Origin of the sequence: Streptomyces sp. NBC_00386, from assembly GCF_036063235.1 — a bacterium.
In the GTDB taxonomy this organism is placed as follows: Bacteria; Actinomycetota; Actinomycetes; order Streptomycetales; family Streptomycetaceae; genus Streptomyces.
On record NZ_CP107950.1, the window covers coordinates 1,473,905 to 1,498,188 of the forward strand.

Below are 24,284 nucleotides of genomic sequence, written 5' to 3' on the forward strand. Positions count from 1 at the left end.
CCCGATCGGGCCGCGCCCGGCCGTCCGGACCCGCCCCGCGTTCCTGAAGTTCGCCTGTCCGAACGGTTACCCCGCTTTGAGGACTTCCTCGTACAACCGGACGGTCCTGCGGGCCACCGCGTCCCAGCCGAACTCGTCCACCGCGCGCCGCCGTCCGGCCTCACCCATCCGCCGGGCCGTGCCGGGGTCGGCGAGCACGGAGTCCAGAGCCGCCGCGAGTCCCGCCTCGAAGTCGTCCTGGAGCGGCACGAGAAGGCCCGTCTCGCCGTGCTCGACCACCTCGGGAATGCCGCCGACCCGCGAGGCCACCACCGCCGTCCCGCAGGCCATCGCCTCCAGATTGACGATGCCGAGCGGCTCGTACACCGAAGGACACGCGAACACGGCCGCGTGGGTGAGGAGTTGGATGACATCGGGCCGCGGCAGCATCTGCGGGATCCAGTGCACGCCGTCCCGCACGGCGCTCAACTCCCGGTACAGATCGCGGAACTCACGGTCGATCTCCGGGGTGTCGGGGGCGCCCGCGCACAGCACCACCTGGGCGGCCGGGTCGATGTCCCGTACCGCGCGCAGCAGATGGGGCACACCCTTCTGCCGGGTGATACGGCCGACGAACAGGACGTACGGGCGAGCGGTGTCCAGGCCGATCCGCTCCAGGACGTCGGTGCCGCGGTCGGGCCGGTAGAGGGCGGTGTCGATGCCGTTGTGCACGACGCGCACCCTCGCCGGGTCCAGGCCCGGGTAACAGCCGAGGATGTCGTCGCGCATGGCACCGGAGACCGCGATCACGGCGTCGGCGGCCTCGATGGCGGTGCGCTCGGCCCAGCTGGAGAGGGCGTAGCCGCCGCCGAGCTGCTCGGCCTTCCAGGGGCGCAGCGGTTCGAGGGAGTGGGCGGTCATCACGTGCGGAATGCCGTGCAGGAGCTTTCCGAAGTGTCCCGCGAGGTTGGCGTACCAGGTGTGGGAGTGGACGAGATCGCGGCCTTCGAGCGCGGCGGCGATGGAGAGGTCCACGGAGAAGGTGCGCAGGGCGTCGTTGGCGCCGTCGAGCGCGGACCAGGGCCGGTGACGGACGACTCCGCCGGTGCCGCCCTCGCCCCAGCAGTGCACGTCGAGTTCGGTGAGGGCGCGTAACTCCCTTGCGAGGAACTCGACATGGACGCCCGCACCGCCGTAGACGTCCGGCGGAAACTCCCGGGTCAGCAGTCCCACGCGCACACAGAACTCCCGTCCTAGCCGGCTGGTGCCCCTCATGGTCACTCAGTTGAAGCCGATACGGAAGACCGCGAGACGCACGCCCGCGCCGGGTCCCGCCGGGCCGCCCGCGTCAGGTCCGACCGGGCCGCCCGCGCCGGAGCCGGCCTGCCGGCCCGTGTCAGGTCCGGCCGGGCGCGGAGCGCGGTGGGCGCTCGAAGCAGCAGTCCCCGCAGACTCCGCCGCCGGGCACCCGGTAGTACAGACAGCAGCTGCGGCGGCGCAGCTTCTCCGGGTCGAGGGTGCCGGAGAGGTCGGGGTGCGCGAAGAGCCCGCCGGCCAGCGTCCTCGCCCGCTCGCCCACGTCCGGGCGTCCGTGTGCGCGTGCCCAGCGGTCCAGCTGGCGGACGGTCCCGGCCAGGGCCGAGCCCGCGTTGCCCCACAGCAGGGCCGGTGAGACGCGATGGCGTGAGCGCAGGGCCGCGCTCAGCGGTACGAGGAGCCCGGCGCGCACGACCGCGTCGAGATCGGCCACGGGCCGGAAGCGGACCTCGCGCAGCCAGAGGTCGTCGGGAGCACTGGCGTCCGGGTCCCAGCTCAGCAGTTCCGGATCGAGGTCGGGCACCCGGCCGCAGAGCGCGGCCGCGCCGAGGGCGATGGACCAGAAGCGGGCCGCGAGACCCTGCTGCGCCACCGAGACCGCGACCCGCGGTTCGGGCGCCCGGATACTCTGCGCGACTTTCCGGACGCGAAAAGTTACCGGATCTCCGTAAACCTCCCCGCCCGTTCCGGATCGCGGGTCCGTCCAGGCGCTCGCGAGGGTGGGCAGGGTGCCGCGCGGCGGTACGCCGGTGCGTAGTACGAAGAATCCGCCGAGCGCGTCGAGCGCCTTGAGTTCGGGGTCGAGGTCCACGAAGAGCAGTAGTACCAAGCCCCCTAGGGGTAACCACCAGTGGATCGGGCCGTGGTGTCGCCCACCCTGGGGAGGACACCGGGCGATTCGTACTCCATCGGCAGTAGGACCCAATGACTGCTCAGGGACGACGACGAGAACTAAATCGCACGGCATCGTTGTTTGCATGGAAGCCGACCGTTCGTCGCGCCGGGCCGCAGCTCCGCGCCGTTCGCAGAGGAGGGACTCATGAGTGCCCTCGCTTTGTCCGTGGTGCTCTCGTTCGTCTCAGCCGTCGCGTACGCGGGCGGCGCGATCATCCAGGAGCGGGTCGCGGTGACCTCTCCCGGCCAGACCTACGCTCCGTTGCGCAGGCCGGGCTGGTGGGCGGCCGTCGCGCTGACCGGCCTGGGCGGGCTGCTGCACGTGGTCGCCCTCGCCTTCGGCCCGCTGAGCCTCGTACAGCCGCTCGGCGCGCTGACCATCGTCTTCGCGCTTCCGATGGCGGCCCTGTTCGTCGGCCGCAGGGCGGGAGCCGCCGCCTGGCGCGGCGCGATCATGGCCACCGTGGGTCTCGCGGGCCTGCTGTCCCTGGTCGGCGCGTCCGACGCGCAGTCCCTGAGCCATGCCCAGCGCCTGGCGCTGGGCATGGTGTCGGGCGGCGCGGTCGCGGCCCTGATGGTGGCGGGGCGCGCGGCGCACCGGCACCCGGCCGTGCGCAGTGTGCTGCTGGCGGTCGCGGCGGGCATCGCCTTCAGCATGTCCTCCGTGTTCACCAAGACCGTCGCGGTCGACTGGTCGCGGCACGTGTCGCTCGCCGACATGTCGAGCCTCGCGGCCATCGGTGCCTTCGCGACGGCCGGCATGCTGATCTCGCAGGCCTCCTACCGAGGTGCGGGCCTGGAGGCGCCGCTGGCCACGCTGACGGTGGTGAACCCGGTCGTGGCTGCCGCGGTCGGCATCACGATGTTCGGCGAGACCTTCCGGTACGGCACCGTCGGCACCGTGCTCGCCCTGGGCTGCGGTGTCGTCGCGGCGGGCGGTCTGATCCTGCTCACCATCGAGCGGATCGGCAGCGGCGAGCGAACCGCGCCCTCCGTCCGGGAGCCCGCAACTGTCCCAGAACCCGCAGCCGTCATGGAACGCGCGGCCGTCATGGAGTCCGTGACCGTTCCGCAGCCCGTAGCCGTCCCGCAGCCCGCGGCCGTGCCGGAGGCGGACGCGGACGCCGGGCAGCGGGCCGACGCGCCGCACGCGCCCACCTCCGTCCCGGCTCCGGTGGCCCTCACGGCCGCGTCCGGGCCGCGGCTCCCCGGGCCGGCCGTATCGCGGCCGCGCCTCGCGGAGCCCGCGGTCCCGGCCGTCGGCGGCCTCGGCGCTCTCACGGCCGCCGAGGCGGCCGTGGCGGAACTGCTGGCCGGCCTGCCCGAACCCACCGATTCCCCCGAGGGCGCGGACGGGTTCGTACCGGCTGCGCAGCCGGGTGCCGGAAGGCAGCCGGGTGCCGGGAGCGTGGCACACGCACACGCCGCGCGGGCGGATGCCGGAAGCGTGCCGCAGGCTGCGGGGGCGGGCGGCGACGGCGTGTTCCCTGCTGCTCTGCGGCCCGCGGGGGCGGGCGCGCTCGTACCGGCTCCGGGCAAGGCCGCCGTGCCGACGATGGAGGTCGTCGCGGCGGGTCACCCGGAGGCCCGGGACGAGGTGCCCTACCTGACCGTCATGTTCGGTGTGCCGTACGTGCCGATCCCGTTCGTCAGCCACCACCGCACCCGAGTCAGATCCTGACGCCTCCGGCCCGGAGATACGCCAACGGGTCGATGTCCGAACCGAAGCCGGGCCCGGTCCGCACCTCGAAGTGCAGATGCGGGCCCGTGCTGTTGCCCGTGGACCCCGAGCGGCCGATGCGCTGCCCGGCCACCACGCCCTGCCCGCTCTTCACGGAGATCGCCGAGAGGTGGCCGTACTGCGTGTAGCGGCCGTCGGCGTGCCGGATCACCACCTGGTAGCCGAACGATCCGCCCCAGCCCGAGCTGACCACATGCCCGGCGGCGACCGCCGCGACGGAGGTGCCGGTCGGCACGGGGAAGTCAACGCCCGTGTGGTAGCCCTTCGACCAGTGGGAACCGGTGGCGTGGTAGGCCGTGCCGGTCGCCGCGTGCACCGGGGCGACGAGCCCGTGCGTCCCGGACCTGACGGGGGTCGTCGTGTGCGGGGACGTCCTGTCGGCCGAGGTCTTCTTCGCGGGCGCCTTCTTCGCGGGTGTCCCGGTGTGCGTCTTCGACGGGCTCTTCGCCGGAGCGGGCCGGGTGTGCGCGGGGGCCTGGGTCCTGCCGCTCAGGGTGAGCCGCTGGCCCGGCAGGATCAGGTCCGGGTCGGAGCCGACGGTCGTACGGTTCGCGGCGTACAGCCCCTCCCAGCCGCCCTGGACGTGCCGGGAGCCGGCGATGCCCGAGAGCGTGTCGCCGTGCACGACGGTGTACATCTCGGCGGTCCCCGCCTGCGACTGCGGCGTGGTCTGCGGCTTCACGTCCCGCACCGACCGCTGCTTCGCCGTCCGCGGCGCGGTCCCCGCCGGGCTGATGTCGGGGGCCGCGCCCCCTCGGGTCAGCCCCGCACGGACCGAGCACACCGGCCACGCGCCGGGCCCCTGCCCCTTCAGCACCTTCTCGGCCACGGCTATCTGCTGGTCCTTCGTGGCCCGGTCCGCGCGCCGGGCGAATGCCTTGCCGCCGTACGCCTCCCAGGTGGACTGGGTGAACTGCAGTCCGCCGAAATAGCCGTTGCCGGTGTTGATGCTCCAGTTGCCGCTGGACTCGCAGGCGGCCACCTTGTTCCAGGTCCCGACGTCGGCCGCGTGGGCCACTCCGGCCCCGACCAGCGGGAGCGCGATCCCGGCACCGCCCGCCGTGACGGTGAGTGAGGCGCGGTTGATCCTGTTCGGCTGATACCGGCGGTGCCGGCCGCGTACGGCCATGAGGGAGCCCCCCTAGACATGCGTCAGGAGCGGCAAAAGTAAGCGCTGGGAACAGGCCGGGACAAGGCGGCAACCGGTCGCTCCGAGAAGGCGGTTGACCGGATCCCGGGCCGTCGTCGGACAGGACGCCCTCGGCACGGTGGGTGATCTGGCCGACGCCGTACGGGGGTCCATTGCCCACCGCTCCTCGGCCCGCCGACCTCGGGTTCCTGCGTACGGCGACGGGTGTCCGGCCCGTTCATCGGACCTGGCCGCGCGGAAGCGGGCACCGCGCCCGCGCGGCCGGACACGCCCGCCGCCCGCGGCCCATGCCGCGCGTACTGTCCGAAATCCGCCCTCGCGATGCCGGGATGTTCCCCTGCGGAGGCACCTACGACACGTCAGGATGGCCTGGGGCAATACTGGCCAGCAGCACGGACGAGCACGCCCGCCAGCACCGGTGCCGGGATGTTTCCCGTAGCGGCCAACGGACTTACCGCACTTCTTAGGAGCCAACCAAATGAGCACTTCAGCCCAGATCGGCGTCACGGGTCTCGCGGTCATGGGGCGCAACCTCGCCCGCAACTTCGCGCGCAACGGGTACGCGGTCGCCGTGCACAACCGCACCGTGGCGAAGACGAACGCGCTGGTGGAGGAGTTCGGCCACGAGGGCACGTTCGTGGCGGCCGAGACAGCGAAGGAGTTCGTGGCGGCGCTGGAGCGGCCCCGACGCCTGGTGATCATGGTGAAGGCGGGCGAGCCGACGGACGCGGTGATCCAGGAGTTCGCCCCGCTCCTGGAGCCCGGCGACATGATCATCGATGGGGGCAACGCGCATTTCGCGGACACCCGGCGCCGTGAGCGCGCGCTGCGCGAGCAGGGCATCCACTTCGTCGGCACGGGCGTGTCCGGTGGCGAGGAGGGCGCGCTGAACGGGCCGAGCATCATGCCGGGCGGCTCGGTCGAGTCGTACGCCTCGCTCGGCCCGATGCTGGAGAAGATCTCCGCGAAGGCCTCGGACGGGTCGCCGTGCGTCACGCATGTGGGTCCGGACGGCGCCGGGCACTTCGTGAAGATGGTCCACAACGGCATCGAGTACGCCGACATGCAGCTCATCGGCGAGGCCTACCAACTGCTCCGCGACGTCGCCGGGTACTCCCCCGCGCAGATCGCCGACATCTTCCGCACGTGGAACACCGGCCGGCTCGACTCGTATCTGATCGAGATCACCGCCGAGGTGCTGTCGCACGTGGACGCGGCGACGGGCAAGCCGTTCGTGGACGTGGTCCAGGACCGGGCCGAGCAGAAGGGCACGGGCCGCTGGACCGTGCAGATCGCGCTGGACCTGGGCGTGCCGGTGTCGGGTATCGCCGAGGCGGTCTTCGCCCGCTCGCTCTCCGGGCACGCCGGCCTGCGCGAGGCCTCGCGCGGACTCGCCGGTCCGACGGCTCAGCGACTCGACGAGTCCGAGGCGGCGGCCTTCGCGGACCGGGTCGAGCAGGCCCTGTACGCGTCGAAGATCGTCTCGTACACGCAGGGGTTCCACGAGATCACCGCGGGCAGCGACGAGTACGACTGGAACATCGACCTCGGTTCCGTCGCCTCGATCTGGCGCGGCGGCTGCATCATCCGGGCGGCCTTCCTCGACCGTATCCGCGCCGCCTACGACACCCGCCCCGACCTGCCGAGCCTGTTGTCGGACGCGACGTTCGCCCAGGAGATCGCGGCGGCCCAGGACGACTGGCGCGAGGTCCTCGTCGCCGCGACCCGCCAGGGCGTGCCCACGCCCGGCTTCTCGGCGGCCCTCGCGTACTACGACGCCCTGCGCGCCGAGCGCCTGCCGGCCGCTCTCACCCAGGGGCAGCGGGACTTCTTCGGAGCGCACACCTACCGCCGGACGGACCGCGAGGGGTCGTTCCACACGCTGTGGGGCGGCGACCGGTCGGAGGTCGAGGCGTAGCGGTCGCCCCGCAGGCTGTCACCGGGCGCCCCGGACACGCCGCTTGGCCGAAGCCGTCACGTTCCCGGAACGGGATGCGTGACGGCTTCGGCGCACTCAACGTGCCTGCGTGCCTGCGTGCCTGCGTGCGGCTAGCTGCGCTGAGCGGCGAAGAGTTCCAGGTGCGCGCAGTTGGGGCAGCGGAAGGCGTCTATCTGCCAACGCGGTCGGCCCATCAGTCTGGCGCCGCCCAGTGGGCCCCGCTGAAGAGCGCCCTCCACCCACCGCGCGAACCCGCGAGCGCCCTGCCCGGAATCCTCGACGAAGCCCGGCTCCAGCCCCACAACACCGCACTGCGTGCACCGTATGTCGTTCACGCGCGGGAGTGTATTGACATCACTCAAGACCCCGGTGACCGGGGGGCCGGTCGGCCCGCTGGGGGTGTCAGGTCAGCGGTCCCGGCCGGGGCTGGGGTTCCGGTACCGGATCGGGGCCCGGCGGCTTCGGGATCGGGGACGGGGAGGGTACGGGATCGGGCCCATCCGGGTTCGGTACCGGGGTGGGGCCGGGTTTCGGCACGGGGGGCGGTCCGGGTTTCGGCCCCGGCGCGGGGTCGGGGCCGCCCGGAATCGGCACCGGGTCCGGGAAGGGGGACGGCCCCGGGGGCTCGGGGCTCGGTCCGGGCGTGGGTGCCGGCGGCACGGGGTCGGGATACGGCTGCGTCATGGCGGTCCTCCAGCCAGTCGGTACGTCGGCCCTCTGGACTTGTCTCCCGCGTACCCAGCGCCCGAGCCCCCACTCACCCCGTCGCGCGGGGAAGGCCGCCTGGACGGCTCAAGCCGGGGCGCGCCGACGGGGACGGACGTCGGTGGACGACCGAGGCCGCCCCGCGCCGACAACGTGAACGCCGGTGGGCGGCCAAGACCGCCCCACGCCGATGAAGCGAACGCCGGGGGATGATCGAGGCCGCCCGCCGGACGACGGCCGCTGGCCAACCTCCCCGAGCGCGCGGTCGACACCCGGCATGCCGGCGCCTCGATCCGCGCCGCCCTCTTCCCTACCCGGCCGCGTGCACCCGGCGGGCCGCGTCCGCCGCGGCGGCGAGTCCGGGGCGGGGGCTCGACAGCACCGGCACCGAGGTGGTGGCGAGTCCCTCGGCCGTGGTCATGGACGCCTGGGCCAGGACGATCACGTCGGCGTCGGTGACCGCGTCGGCGGCGACCGCCACCGCGCGGGCGCAGCCGTCCGTGTCACCGGCCTCGAACAGTGCCCACGCGTCGTCGACCAGGGCCGTACGGGCCTCGACGGGACGGCCGGCGCGGCGCGCCTCCTCCTCGACCAGGGCGACGGTCGGCTCCAGGGTGCTCGCCACCGTCGCCAGGACGACGACCCGGGAGCCCGTGGCGACCGCGGCGGCGGCCATCGGGCGGTCCACGCGGAGCACGGGCACCCCGGCGTCGGTCCGTTCGGCGACCGCGCCGATGGTCGAGCAGGTGCACAGGACGACCCGGGCACCGTCGGCGACGGCGCCGGCCAACAGCGCACGTACGTCGTCGGCCACCGCTTCGGGCCCTTCGCGCCGAGCCCTCGCGAGCAGTTCCTCGTCGACGAGGTGGCGCAGTTCCAGGCCCGGATGGTCCGCGTCGCGCAGCGCGTCGAAGACGGGGACGTGCGTCGCCGATGTGTGCAGCAGGGCGAGCGGCCCATACCCGGGCGGGAACGGTGCCGGCACGGGGGTGCCGTCCGGGGCCTGGGCCTGGGCCTGGGTCTGGGCCTGGGTCTGGGCCTGGGTCTGGGTCTGGGCCTGAACCATCAGAAGCGTCCCGGATGCGCCCCGAGCCACTCCATCGCGGCCGTCAGCAGTTCCGGGGCGGCCGCCGGAGCCTCCTCGGGGTGCCGCTCCGCCCACTTCACGACGTAAGGGCAGAGCGGCGCGACGACGACGCCCTCGCGCGCGGCGATGCCGTACAGCTCGCGGGCGAGGGAGCCGGCGATGCCCTGACCCTCGTGCTCCGGTTCCACGATGGTGTGCACCGGAACGAGGGCCCGCGCGGGCTCCTCCAGGACGAAGTACTCGATGTGGCCGACCACTTGGCCGTCGGCGAACGCCTCAAGGCGGCCGGCCGGCCGGTCGTCGCGGATCTCGATGTCGCTCACGGGCACTCCTCGGGTCCTGGGTCCTCGGGTCCTGCGATACCGCCGCGCCGTCGCTCAGACGGTGACGGCCTGCGGGCTGCGCTGCTGGTCCGAGCCCGGTACCGGCTCGGACGGGTCGGCGCCGAGGGACACGATGCGGTTGTCGCGGTCCACGTGCACGACGCTCGGCCGCAGCGCCCGCGCCTCGGCGTCGGTGACCTGAGCGTAACTGATGATGATCACCAGGTCACCGGGGTGCACGAGATGGGCAGCCGCTCCGTTGATCCCGACGACACCGGACCCGCGCTCCCCCTCGATGACGTACGTCTCCAGGCGGGCGCCGTTGGTGATGTCGACGATGTGGACGAGCTCGCCGGGCAGCAGATCGGCGGCGTCGAGCAGATCGGCGTCGATGGTGACGGATCCGACGTAGTGCAGGTCGGCCTGGGTGACCGTGGCACGGTGGATCTTGGACTTGAACATGGTGCGCAGCATCCAGAGCTCCCAGAATTCGGCTCCCTGCCTGCTTTATGCAGGTCAAGGGCTGTTTACTCAGCCTACAGCGACTCCCTCCACGGCTGACGCCCGCGACTCATCATGGGAGTGACGCTGACCGGTTGCTGAGTTGACTGACAGGTCGCCAGTGAATGACGAATACCCCTCCATGATCTTCCGCTTCACCCACGACCCACAAGCGCGACCAGAGTACGGACGGACGCCCCGAACTGCACCGAGATCCCCATCACGTCCCGTTGCGGCAAGAGAAGAGAGCAAGATCCTTGCTGTGGACCCTCGCACAGACGAGACCTGGCAGGCTGCGTCCGGCTGCTTCACCACCGACGCGTACGCCCTGTGTGCCGTCCCGGCGAACGGGCACGCCACCGCGGAGGGCACGGTGACGGTCTGGGACCCTCGGACGGGGGCCGTCGTGGCCGGGACGACCGGGCACGAAACGGCGGCCAACGCGCTGACGGCCGTGGGCTTTGGCGGTCGCGTGCTGCTGGCGTCCGCAGGCACCGACCGCACCGCGCGGCTGTGGGACCCGTCAGCCGGCGCAACCGCGGAGGAGATACCTGTACGCCATCCCGCGTACGCTCCGACTTGGACGGCCGACCGCCTTGCAGTGGGCCTGGAGCAGGGAGTGCCGGCATAGTCCCTGGCCGGACTTCGGCCGCGGACGCAGCTCTGCGCCCCTCGGCGCCCGGTCAGATCCCTCGCAACCGTCAGGAAGCCTTCGCCGGACGGTGTCCCGGCAGCCCAAAGCTGGCCGCGTCACGCCGATGGCTGTTCTCTCGTGACCTGATGGCCGACATCTACAGCTACTGGCAGACCTCCGACCCGGCCGTTTCGGCCGCCGTTCTCATGGCTCCGCGTCCTCCTTCGTATCGCTCCATCACCTCACGCACCGAGCGCGATAGAAGGACCTGCCTGACCTCCCCCTGCCTTGCGATGTTCCATCAGCGTGCGCGGGGGCGGCGGGAGACCACCTGGGGGAGACTGCCGGCCTTCCAGTAGCCGTCGAGGATGGTGAGGAGTCGTTCGGGGTCGTCGAAGACCTCGGAGGCCCGGTCGCCGAATTCCGCCAGGAGCGGGTCGCTCTCGACCATTTTGCGTTCGGCCGCGGTGAAGGACGATGAGTACGCGTGGCAGTTGCCGCACCACAGGTAGTTGAACCATGACGGTTCGGTCCGGCCGTAATTCTCGTGGTGGTAGTCCCGCATCGCGACTTGGCCGCAGATCGGGCAGGTCCGTTCGGTCAGGGGCAGGTGCAATTGGGCGCCGAGTGTCTCGCGGTGTTGTTGGTCGTAACGGCGGATCATGGATCGGCCTTTCAGAGGTGGCTGGGTACAACGGTCGTGGAGTCGGCCGAGAGAGGATCCGCTCCCTCGGCCGACCCGGCTGCCGCGGGACCACCGACTCGGCCATATACGAAGAACCGTGCGGGACTGATGCTGAGCGGATGCCGACTTACCTGACATCTCGTCAGGCGAGTTGGGATCAGCAGCACACGGTCCGCCCGGAGTCGGTTCGCCCCCTGCCCGTAGACGAGTGCGAGCTTGGAGCGGGACCGAGAGATGGACTCACTCGGTGTCGCCGCGGTGAGCAGGCGTGCTGGGGCCATCCCAAGCGTCGGTATCACCTGGGCTCAGGGCCATGGTCGAGAAGAGAAGGCGCGGACCGGCACTCTCGGTAGCGTGACCATCTGCTGCATGGAGTGTCCATGTGTCTGGCTGGTCCGACGGCTTCCGACGGAAAGTGATGAGGCTGCAATGAGTGAACTGACGAAGCCCGAGGTCGACGTTCCAGAGGGTGACGCTCCTACCGAGCTGGCCATCCGGGACCTGGTCGTCGGTGACGGGGTCGAGGTCAAGCCGGGCATGGTGGTCAGGGTCCACTATGTCGGGGTGACTTTCGAGTCCGGGAAGGAGTTCGATGCCTCCTGGGACCGGGACCAGCCGTTCAAGTTCACCCTGGGCAGCGGCAAGGTCATCAAGGGCTGGGACCGGGGAGTGAGGGGGATGAAGGTCGGCGGTCGGCGCGAGATCATCGTGCCCCCGCGTCTCGGATACGGCAATCAGTCGCCCTCGCCGTTGATCCCGCCGGGCTCGACCCTGGTCTTCGTGGTGGACCTGCTGGACTCGTATTCCAGCACAACCGGGTGGAGCAAGGCCTAGTGCCCCTGGCCGCTCCTCCCCTACGACGTGCTGCGTCGTCCGCGTCGTCGAGGGAAAGAACGGGGCCGTAGGGGGTCTGGGCAGGCGGGTCCCAGAACGCCTCCTTGAGGACGTCGACCTCGCACTCCTCGCCGGTGTCCGGATCGGTGACGCGGAACCGGCCGCTGAGCGGATCGGTCTGGACGTGCGTGGTCCGCCATCCGCGCGCGCTGGGGCCTGCTGTGAGTCCAGGGTCTTGTGGCCACCGCCGTCAGGGATTTGCGCGGCGCTTTGAGTGAGGAGGTACAAATCATGCAGACCCGGCGGCATGGCTGACGCCGCGTGGCCGGTGCGCGGCGCCCTCTCAGCACCGCAGGACCAGGAGCCGCTGCCAGAAGCCCCCTAATCGGCAGGCGCCATATCAGGGGGCATGGAGAGGGGACAGAGATCACGGGCGCAGGGCGAGCAGCAGCCACCTGGCCACTGCGTGGGTGCAGCCTCGCCTGCGGGACCACTGGGGTGTCGTCCTGGGACTCGTCGTCAAGGCGAGCCACCAGGGCACACGCCCGGCGGTCCGCCCACCCCTCACCGGGGTGGGCGGACCGCCGTGTACGGCGCCCGGGACTCAGCCCAGCTGGGTCGGAACCGGGCGGTTCCGATCGAGTGAGGCGACGCCGCCCGGGGTGAGGGCCTCGGTGAAGAGCTGAACGTCGGCAACCTTGCCGTCGGTGTACTCCCCGTAGGTGCCCTTGTAGAGGCGACGCCCGATCTGCAACGGTCCCGTCGCGTTCCAGACCGTCCCGCCGTAGGCGGCGGTATCCGCCAGGTCACCATTCACGTAGAGGCGCAGTTGCTGCGTGTCGGCGTCGAAGACGCCCACCAGGTGGAACCATGCGTTGATCTTCGGGCTCTGCGCCCCCGCGGTCGGCCCGTAAGCGCTGGTGAACTCGCCCCCGGTGTCGTCCGCGTGGGCGTGACCGAAGGCGAAGGCGTGCGCGCCACTGGAGTAGTACAGCTGGAGGCCGTTGGCGCTGGTGCCGGACTGCGAGACGAAGGTGGAGTTCGCGGTCAGGCTGCTCAGGTTGGCCCAGGCCGAGACGGTGTAGCTGCGGCTGGTGTCGAGCACGGGGCCCGAGGTGGCCGCGTAGCCGGTGCTGCCGTTGAGAGCGAGCGCGCTGCCTCGTGCGGCATCGGCGGTCACGGTGGCGCCGCTGTTGAAGGTGAGGCCGTTGGCCGGGCGGACGTTGTCCGCCGCGCCGTCCAGCTTCCACCAGTCGGCGGGCCGGTGGACGTGCCCGATGCTCACCGGGGCGGTGAACTGTGCCAGTCCGCCTTCGGCCGCGACACCCGGGTACTCGATCATCCGGCCCGACCTGGAGGCGGCGTACAGCGCGGGGAAGCCGGTGCCCTGCACGTCGCCCGGAGAGGCGGCGGTCGGGTAGTCCTGCTCGCCGATGCCGACCGGAAGCACTGGCTGGGCGGCGGGCAGCACATTGCCGTTGGCTGCGGCCCACTTCTGGTCGGCGATGTTCTTGCAGTCCCAGATGACGACCTGGGTACGCGGGTTGCGGTTACTGGAGGGGTCAGCCAGGCAGCGGCCGGACTGCGGGTTCTTGAGCGTGCCCGGGTAGGGGCCGGGGACCCATTCCTGGGAGCCGGTGTTGTTGCACTGGTAGAGCTGTACCAGGGTGCCGTTGTCGGTGTCGCCCTTCACGACGTCCAGGCACTTGCCCAGCGCGTGCACGGTGTGGTCGGTGCCGAGGGAAAAATTCTGGGCGTCGCTGCCGTTACAGGTGTACATCTGCGCCGGGGTTCCGTTGGCGGTGCGGGAGCCGGCGATGTCCAGGCACAGGTTCTTGTTGTTGGTGTCGAGTACGCCGGAGACCAGCGGAGCGTGCCGCGGAGCGGTCAGCTTGGCGGTCGGGACGCCTGCGGCGAAGGTCAGCGGGAAGCTGCTGATCGCGCCGGTGGTGTTGTCGCGGGCCCACAGGGTCGGGACGCTGCCGACGGTGCCGGGGGCGAGCAGCGTGGTGTCGGACCAGTCGCCCGTGCCGATCTTCACGCCCTGGCCGAGGTTGCAGCCGGCCTGGAAGGTGCCGGGGTAGTACCAGAGTTCGCCCTTGTCCACGGTGATCAGGTCGGGAACGTCCGCGAACTGGGCCAGTTTGCCGGGCGCCAGGATCTGCGTGACGTTGTTCCAGGTGCCGTCCGAGCCCTTCGCGGGGCAGGAGTCGGAGTTGCGGATCGGAACGACGTTCTGGGTCAGGGTGAAGTGCCCGGCTGTTCCGCCGGGGGTGACCGCGTCGTTGGCGTAGAGGTACAGCTCGTGGGTCGTCTTGTCGAAGGCGAACAGGTCGTCCACGTTGGTGCCGGTCGCGGTGCCACGGTGAGCGACGAGGTAGTTGTCCCATCCGGTGCCGTCAGGGCTCTGGGCCTCGGTCGACACCGTGGTGGGCGGGGCGGCCGGATCGGCGTTGCCGCGGACCAGGACCAGGTCCCCGTCGGTGGTGGGTGCGGCCAGGTCGGGGACGGCGTCGCCGTCGAGGTCACCGGCGATGACCTTGGTCTTCGAGTTCCAGGGGGCGAAGAAGCTGTACTGCCCCACAGTGCCCTGGGTGTTGCCCGCGTTGTCGACCGCCCGGACGTAGAGCGTGTGCGCGCCCCACTGGGCGGCGCTCAGTACGAGCGGGACCTCCGCAGTGGCGGTGCCGCCACTCCCGGCGACGGCGTCCACCTTGGCGGCGCCGCTGCCGGGGATGTTGGCGTCCAACGAGTACTCGAACCGGTCGATGCCGCTGCTGACGCAGCTGCCCCGGGTGCAGCCGGTGGGCGTGGGGTCGTTCGCGGTCACCTTGATCTTGACGCCCTCGTCGCCGGCGTGACCGGTGGGCGCCTTGTCGGCGCCGAGCGGCGGGAAGACCGTGGAGTCGGTGAAGGAGGGAACGCTCGGCGCGCTGAGGTCGATCTTGAAGTAGCAGTTCGGCGACCAGCCGCTCATCAGCGTGTCGTCGTCGGCCCTGACGTGCCAGCCGTACTGGTGCCCGTCCGCCACCTTGAAGCCGATGTTGACCCGGGTGGTGCCACCGTCGCTGACCCAGCCGCTGACCGGCTTGCTCTTGCCGGTGGAGCTGCCGTCGTCGTCCGCGGTCTTGGTGTCCCACACCTCGTACCGGGCGCGCAGGTTGACCCCGCTCATGTCGGTGTTCAGGTGCGCGTTCAGCGTGATGTCGGAGGTGTCGCCGGCGAGCCCGGACTCGCCGATCCAGCCGTCGGCCGCGCCGTCGCAGCCGTTGCTCGCGGGATTGATGGTGGCCGGTGTGGTGCCCAGACGGTCCGGCTCCGAGGGCGCGATGTCGAACACCGTGGTCAGGTACGGGTTGGTCGCGAACCGCACGAAGTCGTAGTTGCTGGATGACTTGGACTCGTTGCCCCACAGACCGAAGGTCCAGCTGTCGTCCTTGCCCGCCAGCTTCTTGATCTGGCCCGTGACGTCGAAGTTGACGTCGTGGTCGCCGCAGTGCTGGCTCATGTTGGAGCTCTTGACCTTCTGCGTACCACCGATGTAGCCGTCGCCGGCGAGCTTCGGCTGGTGGTCCCAGTCGGTGTTCTTGCTGATTCCCGACACCGTCGCGAGGCGCACGCCCGTCTCGTTGTCGCAGTCGAAGGAGGCGCCGTAGGTCGATGTGAGGTGTACGACGGACTTGGAGATCACCATCGACTTGGTGAGGTTGCCGGTATTGAGCTCGTAGTACGCGCGGTTGAGGCCGAAGCATTCCCGCCAGTGCTCGTAGCCGACCCCCTCGCCATTGTCCTGTGCGTCGTCGTACGGGCTCTGGGAGGGGCAGCCCTCCTTGACCGTGACGAAGTGGCTCTTCTTGCTCGTGATCGGGCTCGTGTACGGGTCGATGTAGAGCGGCCAGACCGTGTCCTTGCCGCCGAGCAGGTTCGCATCCGGGGTGAGGGTGAGCGCGCCCGATTCGCTGGTCACGCCGATCGGCTTCACCTGTGCGCCGCTGCCCGGCTGTTCCGCGGTCGAGGCGGTCTCACCCGTGGCACCGTCCGCCACCGGGGCGTCCCCAGCGCGGGCGGAGCCTCGGACCCCCTTCTTCGGAGCCGCGGCGGGGACCTGTGCGCTGGACGAGTCCCACATCATCGGGGTGGGTGAGCTGAACAGTGCGGCGCCGTCCGACGCGGTGGCGGTCACCTGACCGTCCCGGTCGGCGCTCACGGCCATGCCCTCGCTCGTCCCGGTGGTCAGCCGGAGTGAGGCGAGAGCGGGGTCGGCGGCGGCCTTGGCGTCATGGATGATCAGGACCTCGTGGAAGCCACCCTGGTCGGTGGTTCTCACCTTGAGGTCCACTCCCGGCAGCACGTCGCTGTACTGGGCACTGTCACCGCTGACGACCGGGGCCGGCAGGCGGAACGGGAGGGTGTACGACAACCGGTGCCCGGCCTCGTCGACGAGGGTGGCCAGCGGCCCGTCGCCGCCGCCGGAGAGGGTCAGCGCCGACGGGGTGGCTTTGGTGGAGAACGTGCCATCGGGGTTCCGGGCCAGACCGGCGTCGACGTCTGCCCATTCACCATCCTTGCGGACGCGGGCAGGTTGCAGGTGGGTGGTGAGGGTGAAAGTGCCGTCCGCGTTGGCGACGGTCTCCGAGGTCTCAGTGGTCAACTGGTCGACGGTGAGCGACTGTCCGGTCCTGGCTGCCTCGGCGCTGGCGGTCGCCAGCGGCGAACTGTCCGTGCCGTCGGCGGCCGCCGACGGGGGCGGGCCTGCCGCCGAGACCGGGCCGACTGCGCCGAGCAGCAGGCCGGTGACGGCCGCTGACAGCGCCAGACGGCGTGTCAGATTACGCGCCGGATGACTCCGGACGCGGATGAACTCCCCCATGAATCGCCCTTTCGAGGAGCGTGGGCGACGCCCCCCGGCGCGCCGCTGTGGTCCTTCTCACAGGGCGCGTCCCCCCGAGGGCCGTCGCGTGTCGGAATTGCGGTGATTCTTCGCATCGCACCCTGCTGTGAAGCTCCCATGAGGGGCCTGTGTGAGGGCTGTGATCAATGCGACCGGTGAGAAAGGGTATTGCTGCACGCATGGCATGGCAATACGGTTCCAATCTGACCAGATAGGCCGTCAGTTGACCACTGCAATACGGCTTCTGGACTTCTTCTCATGGGGGATCACACATGCGCGCAAGACCGCGCGGAATCCAAGGTGCCCAAAAACGGGCCTGGTTGAGGCGGGCGACCCTCTGGGTCGCCACGACCGCCGCCTTCTCACTGGCCGTTCAGCCGGCCGTCGCCGACGTCGTGGTCGGCGGCTACCAGTACAAGGACGAGGTCTGGGCGGCTGATCCGCTGCCCGAGCAGCCGCAGGTCCCGGGACATCCCGCGGACAGCTCAGGCCTCGAGGAACCCACCCCGCCGCCCGGCGCCCACAAGCTCGCCCATCACGAGGTGAGGGCCCCGAAGTGGCCCGTCGGCGGCACCACGACCGTCGACCTCGGCCAGGCGCCCCCGGTACGCAGCCGCGTCGCGGCCGCAGCGGGTGGCAAGGTGAAGGCCGCCTCGCTGCCCGTCTCGTTGTCGCCAGCCGCACCGTCGGCGATCGGTGGACGCGCCCGCGCACTCGTCGGCCGGAGCGCGCCGGTGGAGCCGGCCCGTGCGATCCGGGTGCGACTTGCTGACCGGGGAAAGGCGAAGAAGGCCGGTGTCGACGGTCTACTGGTCGGCCTGTCGCGCGCCGACCACCGCTCAGGCGCCGGCGGCGTCTCCGTCTCGGTGGACTACGGCGCCGTCGAGCAGGCGTACGGCGGTGGCTGGGCGTCCCGGCTGCGCCTGGTGGCCATGCCGGCCTGCGCCCTGACGACTCCTCGGATCGCGTCCTGCCGTAGCCGCACGCCACTGGAGTCGGTCAACGATCCGCGGGCGCGGAAGATCACCGGCACCGTCGCCGTGCCCACTGGAACCGCCACCAAGCCGAACGGCCATCTCGCCGTTCCCTCCGCCCGTACCTCCCGTACCTCCCTGGCCTCCTCGGGCGTGGCGGTCGCGGCGGTGGCGGGCGGCAGCGGTTCGCAGGGCGACTTCGGCGCCACCTCGCTGTCCGCCTCGGGCGCCTGGTCCTCCTCGGCCTCGGGCGCCTTCACGTACAACTACCCGATCACAGTGCCACCCTCCCTCGGCGGTGAGGCACCCAACGTCGGCCTGTCCTACGACTCCCAGTCGGTCGACGGCGAGACCTCGGCCCGCAACTCCCAGTCCTCCTGGGTCGGCGACGGCTGGTCCTACAGCCCCGGGTTCATCGAACGCTCCTACAAGAGCTGCAAGGACCAGGGCATCAAGGACTCCGGTGACGAGTGCTGGGGCGGCTGGAACGCCACCATCCAGCTGGGCACCCACAACGGCCGGCTGGTCCGTGACTCGGACGGCGAGTACCACCTCCAGGCCGACGACGGCACCCGGATCCAGCGGCTCACCGGAGCGACCAACGGCCTTTGGGACGGCGAGTACTTCAAGGTCACCACGACCGACGGCACCGCCTACTACCTGGGCCTGAACCACGCCCCCGGCACCACCGACGACAGCGCCACCGACAGCGCCTGGGGCGTGCCGGTCTACCACCCCAAGTCGGGTGATCCCTGCCACGACGCGGACAAGGGCGACGACTCGCAGTGCGACAAGCCGGTCGGCTACCGGTTCAACCTGGACTTCGTCGTCGACCCGCACGGCAACGTGCAGCGCTACGACTGGGCGACCGAGTCCAACTACTACAACATGGGCTACGGCCAGGTCGCCGAGGACGACAAGGGCGGCAAGATCACCAAGTACGTCCGCGGCGGTCACCTCACCCAGATCTCGTACGGCTACCAGCTCGCCGACGCCAGGGCGGGCCGAGATCCGGCCGCCAAGGTGGTCTTCCGCACCGCGCAGCGCTGCACCACCTCCGACACGGTCTGCAAGGCGGACAACCTCTCCTCCAAAACCGCGAAGGACTGGCCGGACACCCCGTACGACCTGCACTGTGAGTCCGACTGGAAGAGCAAGGTCAAGGACGACGACACCGACGGCGTCTGCCTGATCAGCGGCCCGACCTTCTGGTCCACGTACCGGCTCAAGGGTGTCGACACCTCGGTCCGCACCGCCTCCGGCTGGCAGGACGTCGACAGCTACGACCTCAAGCACGTGTTCTCGGACGCGGGCGGCACCTACGACCCGGTCACCGGCAACACCCAGGACCCCAAGAGCACCGGCTCGCTGCAGTCGGTGATGTGGCTGTCGTCCATCGTCCACACCGGCAAGGACACCTCGGCCGGCGGTGACAAGCCCATCGCCCTCGACCCGGTCACCTTCGCCGGCATCGAGATGGACAACCGAGTGGACGGACTGACCCCGGCCGCCCCGCCGCTGTTCCACCCGCGGATCTCCAGCGTGCAGACCGAGACCGGCGAGTCGGTCGCGGTCACCTACCGCGCGCCGGAGTGCTCGCGGGAGAAGAAGGACATGCCGGACTCGGCCGACAGCAACACGATGGCCTGCTTCCCGGTGTTCTGGAACACCCCGGGCGGCATGGAGCCCATCAAGGACTGGTTCCACAAGACGCTCGTCGCGCAGGTCACCGACAGCGACCGCACCAAGGCGGGCTCCTCGGCCAAGGTCACCAACTACACCTACAGCGGTGGCGCGGCCTGGCACCGGGACGACTCGGACCTGACCGACGACAAGCACCGGACGTGGAACGACTTCCGGGGCTTCCGCACCGTCACCACCACCACCGGCGCGGCACCGGACCCCATCACCCAGAACACCGTCTCCTACCTCCAGGGTATGGACGGCGACTACAAGTCCGACGGGTCCAGGCGCAGCGTCAAGGTCAAGAACGCCCTGGACGAGGAGATCACCGACAGCCCCTGGCTGGCAGGTACCCCCTACCAGGCTCTGGCCTACACCAAGGCCGGTGGCACCGTCGTGGGCCGCACCCTCACCACCCCGCCCACATCCAAGGTCACCGCCTCCCGGGACCGCACGGCATGGACGTCCGAGGACCCCAAGCCTGACAAGCTCTCCACCCTGCCGGACATGACGGCACGTCAGATATCGGCGACCTCGTCCCGCACGATGGGCCTGCTCTCCGACGGCACCTGGCGGACCACCCGCACCAGCACGACCTTCGACGACAAGGGGCGGATCTGGAAGGTCGACGACGAGGGCGACGTCTCCAAGCCCAAGCAGGAGACCTGCACCACCACGACCTACGCCGACGCGCCCGCCGACAACCCGATGATGCTGGTCTACCCCAAGGAGACCATCAGCGTCGCCGGATCCTGCGGCACCGCACCCGGCAAGGACACGGCCCTCTCCGACAAGCGGATCTTCTACGACGGGGACGGTTCGGTCGACAAGGTCGGCACCCTGGGCAAGCTCGGCCAGAACGGTGACTCGCTCGGCCTGGTGACCGCGACCCAGTCGGTCACGTCGTACGACGCTAGCGGTGACCCGAAGTACCAGACGCTCGGCGGCATGTCGTACGACAAGTACGGCCGGGTCGCAAGCAGCACCGACGCGGCGGGCAACACGACGACCACGTCGTACGAGCCCACCTCGGGCATCCTGCCGACCACCCTGTCCACGACGAACCCGCTGAAGTGGACGTCCACCAGCACGGTCTCACCGGGCCGCGGCTCGGTCACCCACGCGGTGGACGCCAACAAGCAGGTCACCGACGCGACCTACGACGCGCTCGGGCGACGGGAGAAGGTCTGGTCCCCCGGCCGGGACAAGGACAGTGAGAGCCCGGACCGGACGTACAGCTACGACGTCCATGGCGCGGGCGACAACCCCACCCCGTCCTCGGTCACCACCAAGGGCCTGCGTGAGGACGGCTCCTACAGCACCTCCGTCACCATCTACGACGGCACGCTGCAGCCCCGCCAGACCCAGTCGACCCCGGCAGACAACTCGGCCGGACGGCTCATCTCCTCGACCTACTACGACTCGCACGGCTGGGCCGTCTCCGCCATCGCGGCGTACTCCGACGCGGATCACGCCCCAGGCAGCACGATGTGGACGGAGACCAACCGCACCGGCCCTTCGGTGACACGCACGTCGTACGACGGGCAGGGCAGGCCGGTCACCAACACGATGGTCTCCTTCGCCAGCACCCTGTTCCAGTCCTCGACGGACTACCGGGGCGTCGACCGGGTCGACAGCACGCCGCCGCAGGGCGGCAAGGCCACCTCGACCTACACCGACGCCCTCGGCCGGACCACCTCCACGGTGGTGCGCGACGCCACACCGGACCGCAAGCTCGCCGGTGGCGGCAAACTGGCCTCGGGCACCTCGCTGGTCTCCGCCGGTGTCCGACTGGCCATGCAGGCCGACGGCAACCTGGTGCTGACCGCGTTGGCCGGCGACAAGGTGCTGTGGTCGTCCGACACGGCCGGCAAGCCGGGCGCGTACGCCGTCATGCAGACCGACGGCAACTTCGCGGTCATGGACGCCACCGGCAAGACCGCCCTGTGGTCCAGTAAGACGTCGGGCCACACCGGCGGCTACCTGAAGGTGCAGTCCGACGACAACGTCGCGGTGTACGACGCGTCGAACACCGTGCTCTGGTCGACCGGGACCGCCGACAAGGCTGCGGCCGCGGACATCACCACCCGCTACACCTACACGCCCGCGGGACAGGTCGACACCGTCAAGGATTCGGTGGGCAACGCATGGTCCTACGACTACGACCTGCAGGGCCGCGTGGTCTCCCGGACCGACCCGGGCACCGGCACGTCCACCTCGCACTATGACGCGCTCGGGCGGCTGGACCGCACGACCGACGCCCGCAAACAAACCTTGTCGTTCACTCACGACCTGCTGGGCCGCCGGAAGGCCGAGTACTCGGGCGACGGCACGACGGATCCGTCCAAGCTGCTGGCTGAGTGGACCTACGACGAGCTCGGCAAAGGCCTGCCCGTTACGTCCACCCGTTACGTCGGCGGCAAGAACGGCAGTGCCTACGTCCAGAAGATCGATTCGTACAACGCGGTCGGGCAGCCGGCCAGCACCTCGACCGTGATCCCGGCCACCGAGGGCGCGCTGGCGGGCACCTACACCGCCAAGGCTTCCTACACCGAGACCGTCGGTCTGACGGCGGCGACCACGTACGGCGCCGACGGAGGCCTTCCCGCCGAGACCGTCGGCTACGGCTACAACCTCGAAGGCGGCCTGGTCAGCATGGGCTCGCCCAGCCGACCGTACGTCGCCACGGTCAACTACAGCCCGCTCGGGGAGGTACTCCAGACCACCGTCGGCACCCCGTCGAAGCAGCTGCGCACCGCGCAGACCTACGACCAGGCGACGGGCAGGCTCGCCACCAACCGGGTCACCCTGCAGACCAACACCGCCAACCCGATCTCCGACACCACCTACGGCTACGACCAGGCCGGCAACATCACCGCGGTCTCCGACATCCACTCAAGCGGCGGCGCGGACCGGACCGCCGACACCCAGTGCTTCACCTACGACGCACAGGACCGGCTGACCACGGCCTGGACGGACACCAAGGGCCTCACCAAGCCCATCGCGGGCCAGCTCGCCCGGTGCGCCACCTCGTCCCCGTCCTCAGCGACCATCGGCGGACCGGCCCCGTACTGGACCGACTGGCAGTTCAACCAGCTCGGTGACCGCACCCAGCAGGTCGCGCACGATGTGACCGGCGACGCGGCCAAGGACACCACCCAGACGCTCGCCTACCCGGGCGCCGGCACGGCTCCCGCCAAGCGGCCCAACGCGGTGTCCACCGTCACCACCCGCAACCCCGCCACCGGCACCTCCGTGCTGACCCCGGAGTACGACGACGCGGGCAACACGAAGACCCGGACCACCACCGGAGCCCGCCCGGGCAGTCAGGGGATCGAGTACAACGAGGAGGGTCTGACCTCCGCCACCACCACCGACGGCAAGAAGACGGGCTACCTCTACGACGCCGACGGCCAGTTGCTGATCCAGCGCGGGCCGGGCAACAACACGCTCTACCTCTTCGGCGGCATCGAACAACTCAGCCTCGACACCACCACCAAAGCCGTCACCGGACTGCGCTACTACTGCGCCCCTGACGGCACGGTGACGGTCCGCTCCAGCAAGGGCGGCATCAGTTACCAGCCGACCACCCCGCAGGGAACCGCCCAACTCCAGGTGGACGGCGGCACCCTGGCCATCACGCGGCGCGCCTTCGACCCCTACGGCAACCCGCGCGGTCCCGCGCCCACCGGATGGGCCGACAACCACGGCTACCTGGGCAAGCCGGCCGACGCCACCTCCGGCCTGAACCTCCTCGGAGTACGCAACTACGACCCGGTCACCGGCCGCTTCCTGTCGGTCGACCCGCTCTTCGAGAGCGGCGACCCGAACCAGATGGGCGGCTATGGCTACGGGGCCGACAACCCCGTTTCCGGTAGCGACCCCAACGGCCTGTCCTGGTTCTCCGGTTGGGGCAGCTCGATCGGCGGCTTCTTCTGCGGTGTGGGCGACAGTTTCGTCGGAGACCCGTGGCAGTGGAGTGTCAACAAGCTCTCCGACGGCTGGAACGGGTTCGCCGGCGTCGCCAACGGCGACAACCAGTTGTTCAACAGCTGGACGGGCTACTCGAACGAGACCCCGATCCAGCTCGGCCACACCGGTTACGTCGACGACCACCCGCTGGCCAACCTCTTCGGCGTCGACACCGGGTCGAAATCGTATGTCGCCGGTCAGTGGACCGGCGTGGTCGGCACGCTCGCCGTCGACGGCTACGGCGCCTACAAGCTGGTCAGTGGTGGAGTCAAGGCCGTCAAGGCGGTCAGGCTCGCGATGGCGGACGGCGAGGACCTCGTCGGAGCGGTCAAGAGGCTGCTCTCGGGAGACCTTCCCACCACCACTCCGGCCGACCCCGCGCCCACGACGCCCAAGAACAGTGACGCACCGTCAACGCCGAAAGCGGGCACGGGCAAGGGCGGCAAGGAACCGGGAGGCAGTGGCAAGTCCCCCGCCCGGAGCGGGAACGAGCCGAGTCCGGAGCCCGAGCAAGGCAACGCCTATCGCAGCAAGCCCGACAAGAAGCCGGACTACTACCCGCAGGGGACGGTGGTGAGCCTCGGCAGGCTCAAGCAGTATCTGTCCCGGGCCGGTTACCGCTCCGAGTGGGACAAGTACGATGTCGTCCACAAAGAGAAGATCATCGATCTCAACACCGGTCGTCTGGCCGAGGGAAACAGCCCACACTCCTTGGGACCCTCGCCCAAGTACAGCGACCGCCCCCATCTTGGCCGGAACGGTCTGCCGATCATCGAGATCTCGAACTTGGGCCTGCGAAACATGAAGGAGGCCGTGGTGACGTTCTTCCACGAGACCTACCACCAGAACCGCATGGCCAACTTCGGGGACACCGGAACCGAGAAAAATGCCGAGGCGTTCGGCCAGATGATGTGGCGCAAGATATCAAGAGGCCGATGATGCCTTGACCAGCCGGTCGGCCCGGCGCCATATCGG

Annotated in this window: 14 protein-coding genes and 1 pseudogene; 5 read left to right on the plus strand and 10 right to left on the minus strand. The window is 70.3% G+C overall.

Features of this window, described 5'->3' with window-relative positions; all coding sequences use genetic code 11:
* Positions 1–66: 66 nt before the first annotated feature.
* Positions 67–1,218, minus strand: coding sequence for a glycogen synthase (gene glgA / locus OG780_RS06355; protein WP_328457928.1), 1,152 nt, complete (start codon positions 1,216–1,218; stop codon positions 67–69).
* A 157-nt stretch (positions 1,219–1,375) separates the two neighbouring features.
* Positions 1,376–2,125, minus strand: a complete 750-nt coding sequence (locus OG780_RS06360; RefSeq protein WP_328445539.1) for a (2Fe-2S)-binding protein — start codon at positions 2,123–2,125, stop codon at positions 1,376–1,378.
* A 210-nt stretch (positions 2,126–2,335) separates the two neighbouring features.
* Here OG780_RS06360 and OG780_RS06365 point away from each other — a divergent pair, with 210 nt between their 5' ends.
* Positions 2,336–3,871 carry a DMT family transporter gene (locus OG780_RS06365; RefSeq protein ID WP_328445541.1) on the plus strand — a complete coding sequence of 512 codons (1,536 nt, stop codon included), beginning with the start codon at positions 2,336–2,338 and terminating at the stop codon, positions 3,869–3,871.
* On the opposite strand, the gene OG780_RS06370 is transcribed toward OG780_RS06365, so the two are convergent.
* A complete protein-coding gene (locus tag OG780_RS06370) occupies positions 3,861–5,060 on the minus strand; it encodes a transglycosylase family protein (RefSeq protein ID WP_328445542.1) in 1,200 nt (399 codons plus the stop codon). The genes OG780_RS06365 and OG780_RS06370 overlap by 11 nt on opposite strands.
* A 499-nt stretch (positions 5,061–5,559) precedes the next feature.
* Here OG780_RS06370 and gndA point away from each other — a divergent pair, with 499 nt between their 5' ends.
* Positions 5,560–6,999, plus strand: coding sequence for an NADP-dependent phosphogluconate dehydrogenase (gene gndA, locus OG780_RS06375; RefSeq protein WP_328445544.1), 1,440 nt, complete (start codon positions 5,560–5,562; stop codon positions 6,997–6,999).
* A 131-nt stretch (positions 7,000–7,130) separates the two neighbouring features.
* On the opposite strand, the gene OG780_RS06380 is transcribed toward gndA, so the two are convergent.
* From OG780_RS06380 to panD, 4 genes are all read right to left on the minus strand, one after another.
* Positions 7,131–7,355 (minus strand): hypothetical protein, encoded by a 225-nt coding sequence (locus OG780_RS06380; RefSeq protein WP_328445546.1) that lies wholly within the window; start codon positions 7,353–7,355, stop codon positions 7,131–7,133.
* 680 nt (positions 7,356–8,035) lie between these two features.
* Positions 8,036–8,791, minus strand: coding sequence for an aspartate/glutamate racemase family protein (locus OG780_RS06385; RefSeq protein WP_328445548.1), 756 nt, complete (start codon positions 8,789–8,791; stop codon positions 8,036–8,038).
* Entirely contained in the window at positions 8,791–9,135 is a 345-nt protein-coding gene (locus OG780_RS06390; protein WP_328445550.1) for a GNAT family N-acetyltransferase, read from the minus strand. Before OG780_RS06390 ends, OG780_RS06385 begins: the two co-directional genes overlap by 1 nt.
* Before the next feature lie 54 nt (positions 9,136–9,189).
* Positions 9,190–9,609, minus strand: coding sequence for an aspartate 1-decarboxylase (gene panD / locus OG780_RS06395; protein ID WP_266764177.1), 420 nt, complete (start codon positions 9,607–9,609; stop codon positions 9,190–9,192).
* A 289-nt stretch (positions 9,610–9,898) separates the two neighbouring features.
* Between panD and OG780_RS06400 the strand changes: the two genes are divergently transcribed.
* The gene (locus OG780_RS06400) at positions 9,899–10,267 is read left to right on the plus strand and encodes a hypothetical protein (protein WP_328445556.1); all 369 of its coding nucleotides are present in this window, start codon (positions 9,899–9,901) and stop codon (positions 10,265–10,267) included.
* 304 nt (positions 10,268–10,571) lie between these two features.
* Here OG780_RS06400 and OG780_RS06405 read toward each other — a convergent pair whose 3' ends face one another.
* A complete protein-coding gene (locus OG780_RS06405; protein WP_328445558.1) occupies positions 10,572–10,934 on the minus strand; it encodes a hypothetical protein in 363 nt (120 codons plus the stop codon).
* A 450-nt stretch (positions 10,935–11,384) separates the two neighbouring features.
* Here OG780_RS06405 and OG780_RS06410 point away from each other — a divergent pair, with 450 nt between their 5' ends.
* The gene (locus OG780_RS06410; protein WP_328445560.1) at positions 11,385–11,789 is read left to right on the plus strand and encodes an FKBP-type peptidyl-prolyl cis-trans isomerase; all 405 of its coding nucleotides are present in this window, start codon (positions 11,385–11,387) and stop codon (positions 11,787–11,789) included.
* Between the two features lie 43 nt (positions 11,790–11,832).
* On the opposite strand, the pseudogene OG780_RS06415 reads toward OG780_RS06410, so the two are convergent.
* Together OG780_RS06415 and OG780_RS06420 are read right to left on the minus strand one after the other, a co-directional pair.
* A pseudogene (locus tag OG780_RS06415) lies at positions 11,833–12,015 on the minus strand (nucleotidyl transferase AbiEii/AbiGii toxin family protein); the annotation flags it as partial.
* Positions 12,016–12,393: 378 nt separating this feature from the next.
* Positions 12,394–16,659, minus strand: coding sequence for a LamG-like jellyroll fold domain-containing protein (locus OG780_RS06420; RefSeq protein ID WP_328445562.1), 4,266 nt, complete (start codon positions 16,657–16,659; stop codon positions 12,394–12,396).
* A 293-nt stretch (positions 16,660–16,952) separates the two neighbouring features.
* Between OG780_RS06420 and OG780_RS06425 the strand changes: the two genes are divergently transcribed.
* Complete coding sequence (locus tag OG780_RS06425) at positions 16,953–24,248, plus strand: RHS repeat domain-containing protein (protein WP_328445564.1); 7,296 nt, start codon at positions 16,953–16,955, stop codon at positions 24,246–24,248.
* Positions 24,249–24,284: the final 36 nt, after the last annotated feature.